The 16,311-nt window shown below is 34.7% G+C and carries 18 protein-coding genes, 1 tRNA gene and 1 pseudogene; 11 read left to right on the top strand and 9 right to left on the bottom strand.

Going from position 1 to position 16,311, the window contains the following annotated elements; all coding sequences use genetic code 11:
- The first annotated feature begins 23 nt into the window (after positions 1–23).
- A pseudogene (locus K8B81_RS12415) lies at positions 24–342 on the top strand (GIY-YIG nuclease family protein).
- Between the two features lie 91 nt (positions 343–433).
- Here K8B81_RS12415 and K8B81_RS12410 read toward each other — a convergent pair.
- From K8B81_RS12410 to K8B81_RS12395, 4 genes are all read right to left on the bottom strand, one after another.
- Entirely contained in the window at positions 434–1,309 is an 876-nt protein-coding gene (locus tag K8B81_RS12410; RefSeq protein ID WP_223681882.1) for a cation diffusion facilitator family transporter, read from the bottom strand.
- Positions 1,310–1,391: 82 nt separating this feature from the next.
- Positions 1,392–2,705 (bottom strand): UDP-N-acetylglucosamine 1-carboxyvinyltransferase, encoded by a 1,314-nt coding sequence (murA, locus tag K8B81_RS12405; RefSeq protein WP_223681881.1) that lies wholly within the window; start codon positions 2,703–2,705, stop codon positions 1,392–1,394.
- 89 nt (positions 2,706–2,794) lie between these two features.
- Positions 2,795–3,511, bottom strand: a complete 717-nt coding sequence (locus tag K8B81_RS12400) for a DUF4290 domain-containing protein (RefSeq protein ID WP_223681879.1) — start codon at positions 3,509–3,511, stop codon at positions 2,795–2,797.
- A gap of 3 nt (positions 3,512–3,514) precedes the next feature.
- Positions 3,515–3,811, bottom strand: a complete 297-nt coding sequence (locus tag K8B81_RS12395; RefSeq protein ID WP_209565298.1) for a DUF493 family protein — start codon at positions 3,809–3,811, stop codon at positions 3,515–3,517.
- A 318-nt stretch (positions 3,812–4,129) separates the two neighbouring features.
- Between K8B81_RS12395 and K8B81_RS12390 the strand changes: the two genes are divergently transcribed.
- The 5 genes from K8B81_RS12390 to K8B81_RS12370 all read left to right on the top strand — a co-directional run bounded on the left by K8B81_RS12390 (position 4,130) and on the right by K8B81_RS12370 (position 8,713).
- Positions 4,130–4,663 (top strand): AAA family ATPase, encoded by a 534-nt coding sequence (locus K8B81_RS12390; protein WP_223681877.1) that lies wholly within the window; start codon positions 4,130–4,132, stop codon positions 4,661–4,663.
- Between the two features lie 66 nt (positions 4,664–4,729).
- Positions 4,730–6,625, top strand: coding sequence for a RecQ family ATP-dependent DNA helicase (locus K8B81_RS12385; RefSeq protein WP_223681876.1), 1,896 nt, complete (start codon positions 4,730–4,732; stop codon positions 6,623–6,625).
- Positions 6,625–7,572 (top strand): methionyl-tRNA formyltransferase, encoded by a 948-nt coding sequence (gene fmt, locus K8B81_RS12380; protein WP_223681875.1) that lies wholly within the window; start codon positions 6,625–6,627, stop codon positions 7,570–7,572. The genes K8B81_RS12385 and fmt overlap by 1 nt, the downstream gene beginning before the upstream one ends.
- A gap of 180 nt (positions 7,573–7,752) precedes the next feature.
- On the top strand, positions 7,753–8,025 hold the full coding sequence (locus tag K8B81_RS12375) for an HU family DNA-binding protein (protein ID WP_223681873.1): 273 nt from the start codon (positions 7,753–7,755) through the stop codon (positions 8,023–8,025).
- 127 nt (positions 8,026–8,152) lie between these two features.
- Positions 8,153–8,713 carry a YqgE/AlgH family protein gene (locus tag K8B81_RS12370; protein ID WP_223681871.1) on the top strand — a complete coding sequence of 187 codons (561 nt, stop codon included), beginning with the start codon at positions 8,153–8,155 and terminating at the stop codon, positions 8,711–8,713.
- Here the strand turns inward: K8B81_RS12370 and K8B81_RS12365 are convergent.
- Both K8B81_RS12365 and K8B81_RS12360 read right to left on the bottom strand, forming a co-directional pair.
- Positions 8,710–9,546: an aminotransferase class IV gene (locus K8B81_RS12365; protein ID WP_223681869.1), complete on the bottom strand. Its 837-nt coding sequence runs from the start codon at positions 9,544–9,546 to the stop codon at positions 8,710–8,712. The genes K8B81_RS12370 and K8B81_RS12365 overlap by 4 nt on opposite strands.
- 54 nt (positions 9,547–9,600) lie before the next feature.
- Entirely contained in the window at positions 9,601–9,993 is a 393-nt protein-coding gene (locus K8B81_RS12360; RefSeq protein ID WP_163398998.1) for an START-like domain-containing protein, read from the bottom strand.
- 152 nt (positions 9,994–10,145) lie between these two features.
- Here K8B81_RS12360 and K8B81_RS12355 point away from each other — a divergent pair.
- Positions 10,146–10,219: transfer RNA gene (locus K8B81_RS12355), tRNA-Met, on the top strand.
- Between the two features lie 44 nt (positions 10,220–10,263).
- Here the strand turns inward: K8B81_RS12355 and K8B81_RS12350 are convergent.
- Positions 10,264–10,692, bottom strand: coding sequence for a hypothetical protein (locus K8B81_RS12350; protein WP_223681867.1), 429 nt, complete (start codon positions 10,690–10,692; stop codon positions 10,264–10,266).
- 186 nt (positions 10,693–10,878) lie between these two features.
- Between K8B81_RS12350 and istA the strand changes: the two genes are divergently transcribed.
- The 4 genes from istA (at position 10,879) to K8B81_RS12335 (ending at position 13,948) form a co-directional block, all read left to right on the top strand.
- On the top strand, positions 10,879–12,426 hold the full coding sequence (gene istA, locus K8B81_RS12345; RefSeq protein ID WP_223681866.1) for an IS21 family transposase: 1,548 nt from the start codon (positions 10,879–10,881) through the stop codon (positions 12,424–12,426).
- Positions 12,427–12,442: 16 nt separating this feature from the next.
- Positions 12,443–12,730 (top strand): ATP-binding protein, encoded by a 288-nt coding sequence (locus K8B81_RS20985; protein WP_262902725.1) that lies wholly within the window; start codon positions 12,443–12,445, stop codon positions 12,728–12,730.
- Entirely contained in the window at positions 12,715–13,182 is a 468-nt protein-coding gene (locus K8B81_RS20980; RefSeq protein WP_262902724.1) for an ATP-binding protein, read from the top strand. The genes K8B81_RS20985 and K8B81_RS20980 overlap by 16 nt, the downstream gene beginning before the upstream one ends.
- A 508-nt stretch (positions 13,183–13,690) precedes the next feature.
- The gene (locus tag K8B81_RS12335) at positions 13,691–13,948 is read left to right on the top strand and encodes a hypothetical protein (protein WP_223681864.1); all 258 of its coding nucleotides are present in this window, start codon (positions 13,691–13,693) and stop codon (positions 13,946–13,948) included.
- Between the two features lie 61 nt (positions 13,949–14,009).
- On the opposite strand, the gene K8B81_RS12330 is transcribed toward K8B81_RS12335, so the two are convergent.
- The gene (locus K8B81_RS12330) at positions 14,010–15,005 is read right to left on the bottom strand and encodes a substrate-binding domain-containing protein (protein WP_223682054.1); all 996 of its coding nucleotides are present in this window, start codon (positions 15,003–15,005) and stop codon (positions 14,010–14,012) included.
- Positions 15,006–15,219: 214 nt separating this feature from the next.
- On the bottom strand, positions 15,220–16,131 hold the full coding sequence (locus K8B81_RS12325) for a carbohydrate kinase family protein (RefSeq protein ID WP_223681862.1): 912 nt from the start codon (positions 16,129–16,131) through the stop codon (positions 15,220–15,222).
- Positions 16,132–16,311 lie beyond the last annotated feature (180 nt).

Here is a 16,311-nt window from a genome sequence, read left to right as displayed (position 1 = left end):
CAACATTCACTAAAACCAATTCTATGCTTAATCCAAAAGAAGGTTACCATACTTATTATATTTATATTTTAACAAATAAAAATCGCTTAACTTTTTATATTGGAGTTACAAATAATTTAAAACTTAGACTTTCAACAACACAAATGCAATATTGAAACAGGAAACAAAACTTTTGCCTCAAAATACGGTATAGAATTTCTAATTTATTATGAAAAATTTGTTTGGATTGAAGAGGTTATAGCCAGAGAAAAAGAAATAAAAAAATGGAGAAGAGATAAAAAACTATCTTTAATAAAAGAATTTAACTCTGAATTCGAATTTTTAAATCATCATTTTGAATAAATTTCTTAACCCTTTAATCTACACTAACTAATGTTCTACCTCTGTGACTTCTCCTTTCGTCGAAGTGACAAAAAACACTCATCAGCTTTCGTTAACTATAATCATCTGGTTCTACATGAATCAAAACATGTCCTAATTCAGGCATTTGTTCCCTTAACGTATCTTTTAATTTATGTGCCAGATCATGCCCCTCTTTTACTGAAATTTTTGCCGAAACTATAGCATGCAAATCAACGTGATATTTCATACCGGCTTTACGAATAAAACATTTTTCGGTACCTAAAATTCCTTTGACTGTTAAAGCCGTAACACGAATCATTTCTACTAAATCATCGTTTAAATGCTCATCCATAATTTCACCAAGTGCAGGTCTGAAAATTTTATAGCTGTTATAAAGAATAAAACAGGCTGCAAAAAGTGCCGCCCAGTCATCTGCAGACTCATATCCCTTTCCCATAAACAAAGCAAGCGAAATCCCTATAAATGCTGCCACAGAAGTTATCGCATCACTTCGATGATGCCATGCATCAGCAGCTAAAGCAGTGCTATTGGTTTGTTTACTGCGTTTCATTACTAACCTAAAAGAGTATTCTTTCCAGATAATAATCGCACCCAAAACATACAATGTCCAGGGCTTTGGCAAATCATGCGAAGTCTGGATATTGGCTATACTTTCATAACCAATAATTGTTGCTGATGTAATTAAAAACCCAACAACTAAAAACGTTATCAGAGGTTCTGCCCTGCCATGACCATAAGGATGATTTTCATCAGCCGGTTTATTTGAATATTTGATTCCGAATAAAACCAGAAATGACGAAAATATATCCGTAGTCGATTCGATTGCATCTGCAATCAGGGCATAAGAATTGCCAAAAAAACCTGCGAAGCCTTTTGCAAGGGCTAAGCAGGTGTTTCCGGCTATACTAAAGTATGTAGCTTTTATAGCTTTTTGTTCGTTTGTCATTTAACGGACATTTATTATTTTTTTGCTAAGAATTCACCAATTTGAATTATTAAAATAATTGGTGAATTCGCAGTTGTATTTGTTACGCTCTTACGATTTTAGCTCCAATTGCTCTCAAACGCTCGTCAATGCGCTCGTATCCACGGTCGATTTGCTCAATATTTTGAATTGTGCTGGTTCCTTTTGCTGAAAGCGCCGCAATCAACAATGAGATTCCTGCACGAATATCAGGAGAAGACATTGTCGTTGCTTTCAGCTGAGATTCGAAATTATGCCCCATAACCACAGCTCTGTGCGGATCACATAACATAATTTTTGCTCCCATATCAATTAGTTTATCAACGAAGAATAAACGGCTTTCAAACATTTTCTGATGAATTAAAACATCTCCTTTTGCCTGCGTTGCCACAACTAAAACGATACTCAATAAGTCAGGCGTAAATCCTGGCCATGGCGCATCGGCAATAGTTAAGATAGAACCGTCGATATCAGTTTTTACTTCATATCCGTCTTTGTGAGCCGGAATGTAAATATCGTCATTACGTTTTTCAATGGTAATTCCAAGTTTTCTGAAAGTATTCGGGATCAAACCTAAGTTTTCCCAGCTTACATTTTTGATGGTAATTTCACTTTTTGTCATAGCCGCAAGACCAATCCATGAACCAATTTCAATCATATCCGGAAGAATTCTGTGCTCGCATCCTCCAAGGCTTTCCACACCTTCAATGGTCAATAAGTTAGACCCCAATCCGGTAATTTTAGCACCCATGGAATTCAACATTTTACATAACTGTTGTAAGTAAGGCTCACAAGCAGCATTGTAAACTGTGGTTTTTCCTTTAGCCAGAACAGCCGCCATTACGATGTTAGCTGTACCCGTTACAGACGCTTCGTCTAAAAGCATATCTGTACCCTGAAGGCCTTCTTCCGGAGTTTCTACTCCGTAAAAGTGGTCTTCCCTGTTGTATCTGAATTTTGCTCCAAGATTAATAAAACCTTCAAAGTGTGTATCTAATCTGCGACGTCCAATTTTATCTCCTCCTGGTTTTGGAATATATCCTTTTCCGAAACGTGCTAAAAGCGGACCTACAATCATAATAGAACCACGAAGCGCTCCTCCTTCTTTTTTGAAAGCTTCGGTTTCTAAATACCCAACATTAACCTCATCTGCCTGAAATGTTATCGAACCTGGTTCATTACGTTGGATTTTCACCCCTAAATTACCCAATAAAGTGATTAATTTATTGATATCTATAATATCAGGAATGTTATTAATTTTTACCTTCTCTCCTGTTAAAAGCACAGCACATAAAATTTGCAATGCCTCATTTTTTGCTCCTTGCGGAGTGATTTCTCCTTTTAGAGGAGTTCCTCCTTCGATTTTAAAAATTCCCATAGATTTCTTTTAGGTTCTAAGGTTCTGAGATTCTGAGTTTTTGAGCCAAAAATATTAGCATTTTAGCCCCTTAGCATCTTAGCCCTCTTTTATTTCTGATTGTTATTTTTCTGAAAAGGTTTTTTACCGCCTTTATTGTTTTTATTATTTTGAATTTTTGGCTGTCCGGGCTGAGAAATTTTATTCGACATACGTTTGTTGGTACGCATCAAATCAGTTGTATTTAAAAGCTCCTCTGTACTTTGCAATAAATTGATTTTTCCGCCTGAAAGTTCGTATAAATGTTCAAAGATTACATCGTCTTTTACGGTGTCTTTGTTCCAGCTTAAGAAAGATTTTTTCATGTGATTGGCAATCACCATCACCAAAGCATTTTTCATTTCGCCCTCCTCCCACTTATTAGCAACATCAATCATGTACTTAATGTTATTGCCGTAAAACCTGTACTTAGGAAAGTTTTGCGGATATTGCAAAACATCAGGTTTTAACTGTAATACATCGCGTGACGGAATTGGATATGGTGACTCAACATTTAATTTAAAATCAGACATAATAAAAAGCTGATCCCATAATTTATGTTGAAAATCCGGCACATCACGCAAATGCGGATTCAGGCTTCCCATTACCTGAATGATGTATTTTGCCGCTTTGTTACGCGTTTCATCATCTTCAATCATAGTCGCCTGATCAATCAGTTTTTGCAAATGACGACCATATTCGGGAATAAGTAAACGCTGTCTTTCAGAATTGTATTCTAAATTAAAAACAACGTCGTTTGCGTTTTGTTTTTTATATTTTTCGACCATAATTTATAATGAAACTATACCTTCTATTGTAGAAACCTCTTTGTATTTGCCAATTACCTCATCAGCACTATTCATTGTGACATCTACAGAAACACTGGTAAATTTGCCTGTTTTAGATTTTGTTGTTTTGATAACCGCACCCATCCTGTCAAAAGCTTTTTCAACTCGCTCCACATTATCAGCTACCGAAGGCACTATAAATTTATACAAATATTCTGCAGGCCAGGTGTTTGAATTGTCCAGCTCTACCTTTAATCTTTCGTAAAATTCGGCGGTGTTTTTTTCTTTATCGTTCTCCATTCGTAATTAAAAATAAACGCAAATATACGGTTTTGGTTTTAGATATTTTAAATTGAAAAAAGATATTAAAGCGTTGTATATTTTTGAAATGAAATACATTATTTAGAATACTTAATTTTAAAGTTTTTTTTTAATACAAAATCACCATTTTATATTTATCACTATGTATTATTATTTTATTGCGGGTTTCAATGTATAAAGATAACTAGCAAAAATAATTGCCCCAACTTTAAAAAAATACCAAATCTTTCGCTTTTGATAAATAATCTTTTTAATTATAAATAACTTTAGGTAAATTTGCGCTTTATTTTTAGAATAGTGCAAAAAGAAATCATAGTTCTCCTTGGCGGTCCTGGCACAGGAAAATCTACGCTAATAAACGAATTAGTCGCTCGTGGCTATTGCTGTTACCCTGAAATTTCCAGACAAGTTACTCTCGAAGCACAACAGCGCGGTATTGACCAATTATTTCTGGAACAGCCTTTATTATTTAGTGAAATGCTGCTTGAAGGCCGTATTGAACAATTCAAAAGCGCGTTGGAAGAACCTGATAATGTAGTTTTTATAGACCGCGGAATCCCTGACGTTATTGCTTATATGGACTATATTGGTGATGCATATCCCGAACACTTCACTAAAGCCTGTGAGGATTTCAAATACTCCAAAACATTTATTTTACCGCCCTGGGAAGAAATTTACGAAAGCGACACAGAACGTTACGAGAATTTCGAACAGGCACTGAAAATACAAAAACATCTTATTGAGACTTACAAAAGGTATGGTTATGATTTAATTGAAGTCCCGAAAGACACAGTTGAAAACAGAATTCTTTATATATTAGACAAAATTTAGCAGCCAGATTTAAAGTTGCAAAACTAGAAACTGATTTCTAAATTTTTTAACTTTAATACTTTGGTCATGCAGGAAGCACAGGATATTCTTTTAAAATACTGGAAACATACCAGTTTCCGACCACTGCAAAAAGAAATTATTGATTCGGTTTTAGAAGGCCACGATACTTTTGCACTGCTTCCCACAGGTGGAGGGAAATCAATTTGTTTTCAGGTTCCCGCAATGATAAAGCCAGGGATTTGTCTTGTTGTTTCGCCTTTGATTGCATTGATGAAAGATCAGGTAGCGAATTTGCAAAAACGGGATATTAAAGCGATTGCACTTACAGGCGGAATTCATGCTGAAGAAATTATCGATCTTCTTGACAACTGCCAATATGGAAATTATAAATTTTTATACCTCTCTCCTGAGCGTTTGCAGTCTGACTGGATTTTGGAACGCATTAAAAACCTTCCGGTAAATTTAATCGCAATCGATGAAGCACATTGTGTTTCGCAGTGGGGACATGATTTTCGTCCTGCTTATCTGAAAATTTCAGAGCTTAAAAAACACTTTCCGAAGATTCCCTTTCTCGCTTTAACTGCTACAGCAACCCCAAGGGTCATTGAAGATATTAAAACGGAATTAGGTTTGAAAGAACCCCATTTTTTCCAACAATCATTTGAAAGAAAAAATATAGCGTACATGGTGTTCGAAATTGAAGACAAATTGTATCGGGTTGAACAAATTTTAAAGAAAAATCCACAGCCGTCCATAATATATGTACGAAACAGGAAATCGTGTTTAAACATGTCAACTCAATTACAATCGTTAGGATTTCGGGCTACTTATTATCACGGTGGACTTTCTGCCAAAGAAAAAGACAAAAATATGCAATTGTGGATGTCTGAACAGGCGCAGGTTATTGTTGCCACAAATGCTTTTGGAATGGGGATCGACAAAGACAACGTAAAAACGGTTATTCATACACAGCTGCCTGAAAACTTAGAAAATTATTACCAGGAATCCGGAAGAGCGGGACGAAATGGAGAAAAAGCTTTCTCTATTTTACTCTACAATAATTCTGATGCGAACCAGACAGAACAGCAGTTTTTAAGTATTTTGCCAGACAAAAATTTCTTAAAAACCATGTATGTAAAGCTTTGCAATTATTTTCAGATTGCTTATGGTGAAGGACTAGATGATTCTTTTTCTTTTAAATTAAATCATTTTTGCGATAAATATGATTTCCCTACATTAAAAACATACAACTCACTACAGTTTTTAAATCAACAGGGGATCATTACGCTTTCTCAGGAGTTTTCAGAGAAGATTACGATGCAGTTTTTAATCGAATCGAAAGAAGTGATCCGGTATATGAGCCTGAATCCAAATGACGAAGAAATCATTTTGGCTATTTTGAGAACGTATCCCGGAATTTACGAAATGAAAACACCCTTTAATCTTTCATTAATTGCAAAAAAATCACACCATACAGAAGAAGAGGTTTTGGCTGTTTTAGAAAAGCTGAAAGAAAAAGGAATTATCGAATACAAATCAAAAAATAATGATGCTACCATTTTATTCAATGAAGTCCGGGAAGATGATCTTACCATAAACAGGGTTTCAAAATATCTGGAAAAACAGAATCAGCTAAAAAAAGAACAATTACTGTCTGTCCTGCATTATATAAAAGAAAATAAAACCTGTAAAAACAGATTGGTTTTAGATTATTTTGGAGAAGAAACGATGGAAAATTGCGGAGTCTGCTCCTATTGCATTACTCAAAAAGGAAAAATCACAGAAGCCGATTCAATTGCTGATAAAATCCTGCATTTATTGAAAACAACTGCATTAACTTCGCGCGAAATTCAAAATAAGATAAAACTGGATACAAAAGATGTTTTATCAGCAATCCAGCAATTATTAGAAAACAATCATATCGTTATTTTAGCGAACAATAAATACACTTTAAAAACCTAATGGAAAAATTACGAATTATATTCATGGGAACTCCGGAATTTGCAGTTGGCATTCTGGACACCATTCTTAAAAACAATTATGAAGTTGTAGGTGTTATTACAGCAGCAGATAAACCCGCGGGACGCGGACAAAAAATAAAATATTCGGCAGTAAAAGAATATGCTCTGGCCAATAACCTTACTTTGCTACAGCCTATGAATTTAAAAGATGAAGAATTTTTAGCAGAGTTAAAAGCGCTGAATGCCAATTTGCAGATAGTAGTTGCTTTTAGAATGCTTCCAAAAGTAGTCTGGGAAATGCCACAATTTGGGACTTTTAATCTTCATGCATCCCTATTACCGAATTATCGTGGCGCAGCACCAATAAACTGGGCTATCATTAATGGAGAAACAAAAACAGGTGTTACTACTTTTTTTATAGACGATAAAATTGATACTGGGGCAATGATTTTAAACTCCGAGATTGCTATTGAGCCAGAAGAAAATGCAGGACAATTACATGACCGCTTAATGCATTTAGGAAGCAAAACTGTTATTGACACCTTAAAAGTGATTGAAAACGGAAATGTAAGCACCACCATTCAGGAAGATAGTAGCGATATTAAAACAGCCTATAAATTAAATAAAGAAAACTGCAAAATAGACTGGACAAAGTCCGGAATTGAAATCAATAATCTGATACGCGGGTTAAGTCCATACCCTGCATCCTGGTGTTTTCTGAAAGACAAAAATGAAGAGATAAGTATCAAAATATATGAAGCAAAACTGGTTTCAGAAGCACATTCACTAGAAACTGGCAAACTGATTTCCGGCAAAAAAGAGCTAAAAGTTGCCGTTGAGGATGGTTTTTTACAGTTAGTGAGCTTACAATTACCAGGCAAAAAAAGAATGCAGGTTGCAGAATTATTAAATGGAGTATCTTTTTCTGAGGATGCAAAACTTTATTAATACCAACAAAACAGGGCTCTCTAACCGTATTCAGCGTTAAAACGCTTTGTTTTATGAACAAAAAAAACAAGTTATTAACAATTTTTGCTAAATTTAAAGAAATCACTTGCAAGGAACGGATTTCCTATTAAATTTGTGTATTAACAATTTTTTTTAACCAACAATTAATAACTAATTATTATGAACAAATCAGAATTAATCGATGCTATCGCTGCTGATGCAGGAATTACAAAAGCTGCGGCGAAATTAGCTTTAGAGTCTTTTTTAGGTAATGTAGGTACTACTTTGAAAAAAGGTGGAAGAATTTCATTAGTAGGATTTGGATCTTGGTCAGTATCTGCAAGAGCTGCAAGAGACGGTAGAAACCCACAAACTGGAAAAACGATCAAAATTGCCGCTAAGAATGTTGTAAAATTCAAAGCTGGAGCTGAATTAGAAGCAGCTGTAAACTAAGTAAGAAAGTTCCTTACACATATAATATAATTAAAACCCTCATTTTTGAGGGTTTTTTTTTACGATTTAACGATTTTATTGGTTTTTTAAATATTTTATGAGTAAATTTAATAAAAATTGTAGCCGTATGATTTCAGAAAAATTAAAAAAAGGACACCTGCTTATTGCCGAGCCTTCAATAATTGGAGATTTATCATTTAACAGATCGGTAATTTTATTAGCAGACCATAACAAAGAAGGATCAATAGGTTTTATCATTAATAAGCCGTTAAAATACACTATTAATGACTTAATACCAGAAATTGATGCGAATTTCAAAATATACAACGGGGGACCTGTAGAGCAGGATAACCTATATTTTATTCACAATATCCCTGAATTAATCCCAAATAGTGTCGAAATCTCTAATGGAATTTATTGGGGTGGTGATTTTGAATCGACTAAAGACTTAATAAACGACGGATCCATTCACAAAAACAACATTCGTTTTTTCTTAGGTTATACAGGTTGGGACGAAAATCAGCTTGAGAATGAAATGCAGGGGAATTCCTGGATCATAACCGATAACACTTATAAAAATAAAATTATCGGAAAATCTGCCACTCATTTTTGGAAAGAGCAAATTATGGAGCTTGGAGGCGATTACCTCATCTGGTCAAATGCACCGGAGAATCCATATCTGAATTAATTTTCAGAAATGGATTCATTGAGTTTTTGCACTAGCACCTGAGCAAAATTATTTGCAAACTCTTTTTTTCGGTATTTTGTTATCGATTGAATCCCGGTAATTACATTTGTCAGAAATAATTCATCTGCTTTCTGAAGATCGAATGGTGAAATTATTTCTTCGAGTACCTCTATGCCTTCTATTTTTTTCGCTAATGCTAAAATTTGTTTACGCATAACACCATTCAAACAACCCTCAGAAACTGGTGGAGTGGTCAGTTTTTTACCTGTAAGCATAAATAAATTTCCCTGTAATACCTCGACAACATTTTTAGTATCATTAAGCAAAATACAGTTATCTAAAGCGTTCTCATTAGCAAAAATACTTCCGGTAACATTTATCAACTTATTAGTCGTTTTAATCGACGACAATAACTGCTTGGTCACATAGAAGTCTTTATATAAATCAACTTCATATGCTGCAGTATTCAAAGTATAATTGACACTTTCAAGAGGTGTTGCATGAATTAAATAAGAAACTAAATTTGTTTTTGGCAAATACAATCCTCCTTCATTTCTAAAAACCGTTATTCTCGCTCTTGCCGATGCAGCGATACCCATTTCATTAACGAGATTTAAAACCTGTTCTTCAAAATACTCCATAGTGAAATCCATTGGAATTTCCATTCTCACCACACGCATAGAAGCCATTAACCTGAAATAATGATCCTCCAGAAACAAAACCCTGTTATTTACTATTTTCAGGGTCTCAAAAACACCATCACCATACAAGAATGCACGATTTTGAGTTAGTATATTTTCTCCCTGTGCAATGTTTCCGTTAAAATTGATCATAAAAAAACCCTGAATTTTGTTCAGGGCAAATATAAGGCATAAAATAGAGTTTTACTAAACAGAACCTATAAGATGTTTCAGATCTGAAATCTGATTCTCCCACAATTGTTTAGCCTCTCCTATTTCTTCTTTTTCCGCAAAATCAATCACCATTAATGAAACATCTTTGGTTAATTCATCTACCAAAATATGCAATTCAAAGAAATACTCTGTGTCTTTACTGGCCTCGTCGACCCATTTAAACTTTACTTTTTCACCGGTTTTTTTAGATGCAAGACGCGCTTTTTCCTGCGAATCATTCCATATAAAAGTAAAAAACTCACCTCTAGAGTTTACATTGTCTGCAAACCATTCTGATAAACCTGACGGTGTTGATATATATTGATATAATAACTGTGGCGACGAATTGATTGGAAACTCTATTTCGTAACGTATTTTTGAATCCATGTGATACATTTAATTTTTTGGAAATATAAGAATATCTGTCCAAAAACAATGCATTTTTAAAAATATTTTTTTTTCTTGATTTATACTTGTAAGCTTTAATATTATTTCTATCTTTGCACCCGCAATCAGGAACACATTTCGATTGCAGTCCAGGCGAGGTAGCTCAGTTGGTTAGAGCGCAGGATTCATAACCCTGAGGTCACGGGTTCAACTCCCGTCCTCGCTACAAGACCGGACAACTGATATAATTTATCATTTGTCCGGTTTTTTTTATCTCCTAAGGTGCTTCCTAAAAATATACTCCGCAATTACATTTACTCTTGGGGTTCGATACGTGCTTCCGTCAAATACCAACTTTTCGGGATATATCGAACGTACAATATATCTTTTTGTTTCAATATCTCCTTCCCTGTACAGAGCTGAGATACTGCTAATACTGGACAAGGCACTATTTAGGTTTTGTTTAATACTATGATTTTTTCGTTCTGAGAGGTAAGCAGAAAGTTCTAACTCCAAATCTTCTATTCGAATCTTGCATTCGTCTTTTATTTCTTTGTAATCATCTGCATCAAGTTTTTCTGCAAACAGCAGATCCCTGGCCTTGCCAAGTTTTAAATTGCACTTCTCTATCTCGGCAACTACATTTTTTCGTCTGTCATCAAAAACTGAAGCGAAACTTTCATAATTACGCATCAGCATGTCATGTGGAAAAACCAGTCAATTTGACCACCATTTTCCGGAATAAATTGACCACCCGTTCCGGAGCAAACTGACCACCTAATTCCGGAGCAAATTGACCACCAGATTTTGTGGTTGATTAACTATTAAAAACTATTGATTTTTTCATGTTGTTAGAACCATACATTCGTTAAAAATATACGGATTATGGCAAACAAAATAACAGACATGAGTAAAATTAGAAAAGCAATTAAATTTTATTGTAATGGAAAGAGTAAGTTGTTTATAAGTAGCTACTTATCCCTTTCAAGAAATACGGTAAAGAAATATATTTCTTTATTTGAAGTTCTCGGATTAAGTTTTGAATTAATCGACCAGAAAACCGATGCAGAGCTGGAACTTTTATTCTCCCAGACCAGTGTAGAGGCCATTAGCCCGAGATTACAGACCCTTTATGATTTTTTTCCTAAGATGGAACGCGAACTAAAGAAAGTTGGCGTTACCGTACAGCACATGTGGGAGCAATATATTGCTGTAAATCCAGATGGCTACAGGAGTTCTCAATTTGCCCATCATTACAAAGTATGGGGCAGACGAGTCAATCCGGTTATGCATATGAACCATAAGGCTGGTGATAAAATGTATGTTGATTATGCCGGAAAGACACTCTCTATTATTGATACAGATACCGGAGAAACCAAAGAAGTGCAGTTTTTTGTAGCAATATTAGGCGCTAGCCAATACACGTATGCTGAAGCTTCCATGAGCCAGCAGAAGGAAAGCTTTGTTGACTCGGTGGAAAATGCCATGCGTTTTTTTGAAGGCACTCCTGCTGCCATTGTTCCGGATAATTTAAAATCTGCAGTAATAAAAAGCAGCCGTTTTGAACCGACAATCAATGAAACCCTGGCTGATTTAGCAGAACACTACGAAACTACAATCCTGCCTGCCAGAGCTTACAGACCCAGAGACAAATCATTAGTTGAAGGAGCCGTCAAGATATTATATCGAAGGATTTATGCCTCTCTGAAAGAAACCAAGTTCTTTTCTCTTGAAGAATTGAACCAGCAGATCTGGACATTGCTTGACTCTCATAACAATAGAAAGCTGACAGGGCGTCCTTATTCCCGTTTGGAATTATTTTTAGAAGACGAAAAGGAAAAGCTGCGTCCGCTGCCGCAAGATCGTTTTGAAATCAAATACCAGTCTTTTGCAACAGTGATGCAGAACGGTCATGTTCAATTAAGCCAGGACAAAAATTATTACAGCGTTCCGTACCAGTATGTGAAAAAGAAAGCAAAGCTGTTATATACCAAATCAACGGTAGAGATTTATTATAAATACAATCGAATAGCCGTACATCCACGAAACTACAAACCTTATGTCTACACAACAACCCCTGAGCATTTAGCCAGCACGCATCAATTTGTAGCCCAATGGAGCGCCGCCCGCTTCATTGAATGGGCAAATAATATTGATGAGTCGGTAGGAGAATATATAATGCAGATAATCGAAAGCAGAAATCATCCGGAACAGGCCTATAAAAGCTGTCTGGGGATACTCAATTTTGAAAAAAAGGTAGGCAGGCAGAGGCTGGTAAATGCCTGCAGACGGGCACTTGATTTTAAAATTTACAATTTTAAGACCATACAGAATATTTTAGAAAACAATCTGGATCATATTGATTTTGATCAAGAGCCCGAGCAGGAACTTCCCAATCACAGTAACATAAGAGGAAAACATTATTATAACTAAATTAAATCTCGAAAAAATGAATGAATCCACAGTTGCCAAAATGAAACAGATGAAGCTTTATGGCATGTTTAATGCCTTTAAAACAGCCATTGAAAGCGGAAAAACCGATCATTACACCCTTGATCAGTTTGTATCGATGATTATCGATGCAGAATGGGATGAAAGATATAATCGCCGTATTGAACGGAGTATCACTAATGCCAAGTTCCATTACAAATCAAATATTGAAAGCATCAATTTTGATGTATCACGCAACCTAGACCGAAACATGGTGCTGCGTCTGGCAGAATGCGAATTTATATAGAGAAAAACGAAAATATTTTAATCACTGGAAGCACCGGTGTCGGTAAAAGCTATTTAGGCACCGCATTAGGCTATCAAGCCTGCATACAGGGGTTTAAGGTGAGTTATTTTAATACCTCAAAATTGTTTGCTAAACTGAAAATAGCTAAAGCAGATGGGACTTATCTGCGGGAACTCACCAAAATACAAAGACAGGATGTTATAATACTTGATGATTTTGGACTCCAGGCGCTTGACAGCCATAACCGGATTACTCTTTTGGAGATCATAGAAGACAGACATAATAACGGCTCGATCATCGTGACATCACAGATCCCGGTGCAGGGATGGTATGATATAATCGGAGAAAAGACAATAGCCGATGCAATATTAGACCGGCTTATACACCAATCTCACAGGCTTGAATTACATGGCGAATCTATGAGAAAGAAAAGAGCAGTAAACAAGGAGTGATATTTTATTATATTTGAATACTAATTAACAGATGAAAAAATATAGTTTTTAATCAAAAACGGAGGTGGTCAATTTGCTCCGGAATTAGGTGGTCATTTTGAATTGGAATCAGGTGGTCACTTTAAATTGGAATTGGCTGGTCAATATCACTGGAATTTGCAAGCATACACTCTAAATCTAAAAAAATCAAGTAAAGAGGTATGCTTAATTATGTACAAAAGTTCATCTTAAAAACAGATTACTGTTTAGCGGGAATGCATAGTAAACGGTCTAAATCTTTAGCAAAAAGTTCATTATTCTGTCCTGTTAAGGCTACAAAGGCAAACCCTTAAACAGTAAATGTTTAAGGGTTTTTTATTATATTTCATTCAAAGCAATACATGATTTTACTAAAGTTTGCCAAAACAAATTTTAAACTTTTGAAATTAGTTACTTTAAATTTGAAGAAATTAATTTTATAAAGTTAATTACGATAACTTTGCAATCTCACAAGCACATTTCAAATAATATGGATATAGTCAAATTTAAAATCACATCGAAAACGATAAAAGTAGAAGTACGTAATTCGAATAATTATGTTTTTAATTTTAATACGGCTTTAGACATTGCAAAAGAAGACAGGGATGTTTTATTAAAACTATACAATGCCTTAGATATTCTGTTTAGGAAAGAAACACCAATCGAAACAAAAAACTACATTTCGCCCAACCAAACCAATATATTAGACCAGATTTCTGCAGCTGATAATTTAGAACAGGAGAAATAACGTTGTATAAATAAACAAAGCCTTAGTTGAAGTAAAAAATGATATTTTTTACATGTAACACTTACATATAATTCTCTTTTACAATTATATCCAACGGTATAAAATGAGTAGCATCTAAGCTTTCCTGTAAAATAATTTTTTTATACAGGTAATTTATTCCCATATACCCCTGCTCTTCTGGTTTCTGGTTAATTAAAAAGTCAATTATTCCCGAATTTAAATAGGTTATATTTTCTTTCAAAAGATCGTAACCTATTATTCTTGTTCCTTTTATATTGTGTTTCTGTAAAAACTGAGCAACAACATAAGCACGGGAATTGGGAACAAATATGCTGCTGATATTTTTAAACGTTTCCAGATTAAGCAGATTCGCATCCGGTTCTTTTATGGTAATTTCAGAGAAACTAAAATTTGTGAGTTCAGGATGGTCTTCAAAAAAAGCATAAAATCCTTTAATACGTTGCAGATAGACAGAAGTATTGTCTATTTCTTTCGCTATTTTGACTATAAGTACGTTGCGCTCACTTTTTACTGCAAAACTAATAAGACGTCCTGCTAAATAGCCACTTTTAAAAGCGTCCTGCCCAATATAATAATGATCTATTTTATCTTTAATATCAGAATCTATCATTACTAGAGGTTTGTTCTTCTTTTTGTATTCATCCAGAAATGCAATTGATTCTTCATGAAAAATAGGAGAAAAGAGCAATCCGTCGCATTCAAAATCGAGCACTTCAGCCACCATTTTCTGAAATAAACTACTTTCAAAATCATAAAGAAAATACTGGAGTTCGATACCAAATTTTTTAAATTCTTCGGCTGCCTTTTCTATTCCGCTTAACTGGCTTGCCCAGTATTCCAGCTTTTCGGATTTAGGTAAAAAGACCGCTATTTTGCATTTTTTGTTTGAAGCCAAGTTACTTGCAAAAATATTTCGTTTAAATCCGTGTTTTTTAATAATGGCATTTACCTTATCTATATTCTCCTGCGATACCTGACCGCGTTTATGAATAATCCTGTCCACTGTTCCAGGCGAAACATTGGCTAGTTCTGCTATTTTTTTTATTGTTATGATATTTTTTGCCTTTAAGTTAAATAATTGAATTAAAGTTATAAAATTAATTTAATTATTCCATATATCTTTTTCTGCCTATTTTTTTGACATAGATTTACAAAAGAATGTGTATAAATACTTAATAGTTCACTACACTTCGCTGATCTTAAACAAAAAAAAACAGCAATCATTTTAATCAGAAAACAAATTCAAATTCTTATTTTTCATCATTATCTGCTGAAATCATTTTCTGAATTTCTGCTAAAGAGATGTCCGGATTTGCGCCAGCTGATGCAGCAACCAAAGCACCCACTGCACAAGCAAAATCAATCGCTTTTTGAGGTGTACTACCTGTAAGCAAACAGGTAATTAACGAAGCTAAAAACGAGTCGCCTGCCCCTACCGTATCAACAACCCGGACAGCATAACCTGTATTTTCATACAATGTCCCTTGCCATAACAATACTGCTCCGTGTTCGCCTTTTGTTACACAAATCGATGGTGTATTGGTCTTAGCAGCTATGAAATTCATATTTTCTTCTAAGGAGGCAAAAGGAGATTGCAACTCTTTTGCAATTTCAAGAATTTCTTCATCATTAAATTTTATGAAATTTGCCTCCAGCATCAATTTCTCCAGAATTCTATATGAATAATGCGGCTTTCTTAAATTGACATCAAATACTTTAAAAACTTCATTTTGTAATAATGATTCTAAAGATTTTCTTGATACATCATCCCTGCAGACCAAACTTCCGTAAATTAAAACATCTGCATTCTTTACCAATTTTTGAGCATACTCGTTCATTTCTATTTTATCCCAGGCAGATGGATAATGAATATCGTAAATTGCAGAGCCATTTTTATCTAATGTTACCTTTACCAGACCTGTAGGAAATGTTTCTGATTGTGAAATTGTATTAGTATCAATTCCTAACGTTTCCACTTCATGAAGAAGTGTATGCCCGTCTTCATCATTTCCTACACCGCTAATTATGGAGACTTCACAACCCAGGCTTTTCATTCGCATGGCCACATTTAATGGTGCTCCTCCAATCTTTTTTTCGTTTTCAAAAATATCCCAAAGAATTTCTCCAAAGGCTAGGACTTTTATTTTTTTATTGTTGTTCATTATACTTTTTTTTCTAAAATTACGATTTAAAATAAAAACATAATTCATTTCATAAAAAAGAGGCTGTCTCAAAAGTGAGGCAGCTTTTTTTGTGGCATAAAAAAAAGGAAAGTTTTCGCTTTCCTAATTCTTGCAATTTAATTAAATTGCGGTGTGTGTATAGCTTCAAAAGTAGTCTTT

Origin of the sequence: Flavobacterium hibisci (genome assembly GCF_020026925.1) — a bacterium.
GTDB lineage: Bacteria > Bacteroidota > Bacteroidia > Flavobacteriales > Flavobacteriaceae > Flavobacterium > Flavobacterium hibisci.
Note: the sequence above shows the minus strand (reverse complement) of the source record. Positions and strands in the feature narration are given on the sequence as shown.

Coding starts and splice junctions, on each gene's coding strand:
- K8B81_RS12410 (WP_223681882.1), bottom strand. CDS start 1,309: ATGACAAACGAACAAAAAGCTATAAAAGCTACATACTTTAGTATAGCC.
- murA (WP_223681881.1), bottom strand. CDS start 2,705: ATGGGAATTTTTAAAATCGAAGGAGGAACTCCTCTAAAAGGAGAAATC.
- K8B81_RS12400 (WP_223681879.1), bottom strand. CDS start 3,511: ATGGTCGAAAAATATAAAAAACAAAACGCAAACGACGTTGTTTTTAAT.
- K8B81_RS12395 (WP_209565298.1), bottom strand. CDS start 3,811: ATGGAGAACGATAAAGAAAAAAACACCGCCGAATTTTACGAAAGATTA.
- K8B81_RS12385 (WP_223681876.1), top strand. CDS start 4,730: ATGCAGGAAGCACAGGATATTCTTTTAAAATACTGGAAACATACCAGT.
- fmt (WP_223681875.1), top strand. CDS start 6,625: ATGGAAAAATTACGAATTATATTCATGGGAACTCCGGAATTTGCAGTT.
- K8B81_RS12375 (WP_223681873.1), top strand. CDS start 7,753: ATGAACAAATCAGAATTAATCGATGCTATCGCTGCTGATGCAGGAATT.
- K8B81_RS12370 (WP_223681871.1), top strand. CDS start 8,153: ATGATTTCAGAAAAATTAAAAAAAGGACACCTGCTTATTGCCGAGCCT.
- K8B81_RS12365 (WP_223681869.1), bottom strand. CDS start 9,546: ATGATCAATTTTAACGGAAACATTGCACAGGGAGAAAATATACTAACT.
- K8B81_RS12360 (WP_163398998.1), bottom strand. CDS start 9,993: ATGGATTCAAAAATACGTTACGAAATAGAGTTTCCAATCAATTCGTCG.
- K8B81_RS12350 (WP_223681867.1), bottom strand. CDS start 10,692: ATGCTGATGCGTAATTATGAAAGTTTCGCTTCAGTTTTTGATGACAGA.
- istA (WP_223681866.1), top strand. CDS start 10,879: ATGGCAAACAAAATAACAGACATGAGTAAAATTAGAAAAGCAATTAAA.
- K8B81_RS20985 (WP_262902725.1), top strand. CDS start 12,443: ATGAATGAATCCACAGTTGCCAAAATGAAACAGATGAAGCTTTATGGC.
- K8B81_RS20980 (WP_262902724.1), top strand. CDS start 12,715: ATGCGAATTTATATAGAGAAAAACGAAAATATTTTAATCACTGGAAGC.
- K8B81_RS12335 (WP_223681864.1), top strand. CDS start 13,691: ATGGATATAGTCAAATTTAAAATCACATCGAAAACGATAAAAGTAGAA.
- K8B81_RS12325 (WP_223681862.1), bottom strand. CDS start 16,131: ATGAACAACAATAAAAAAATAAAAGTCCTAGCCTTTGGAGAAATTCTT.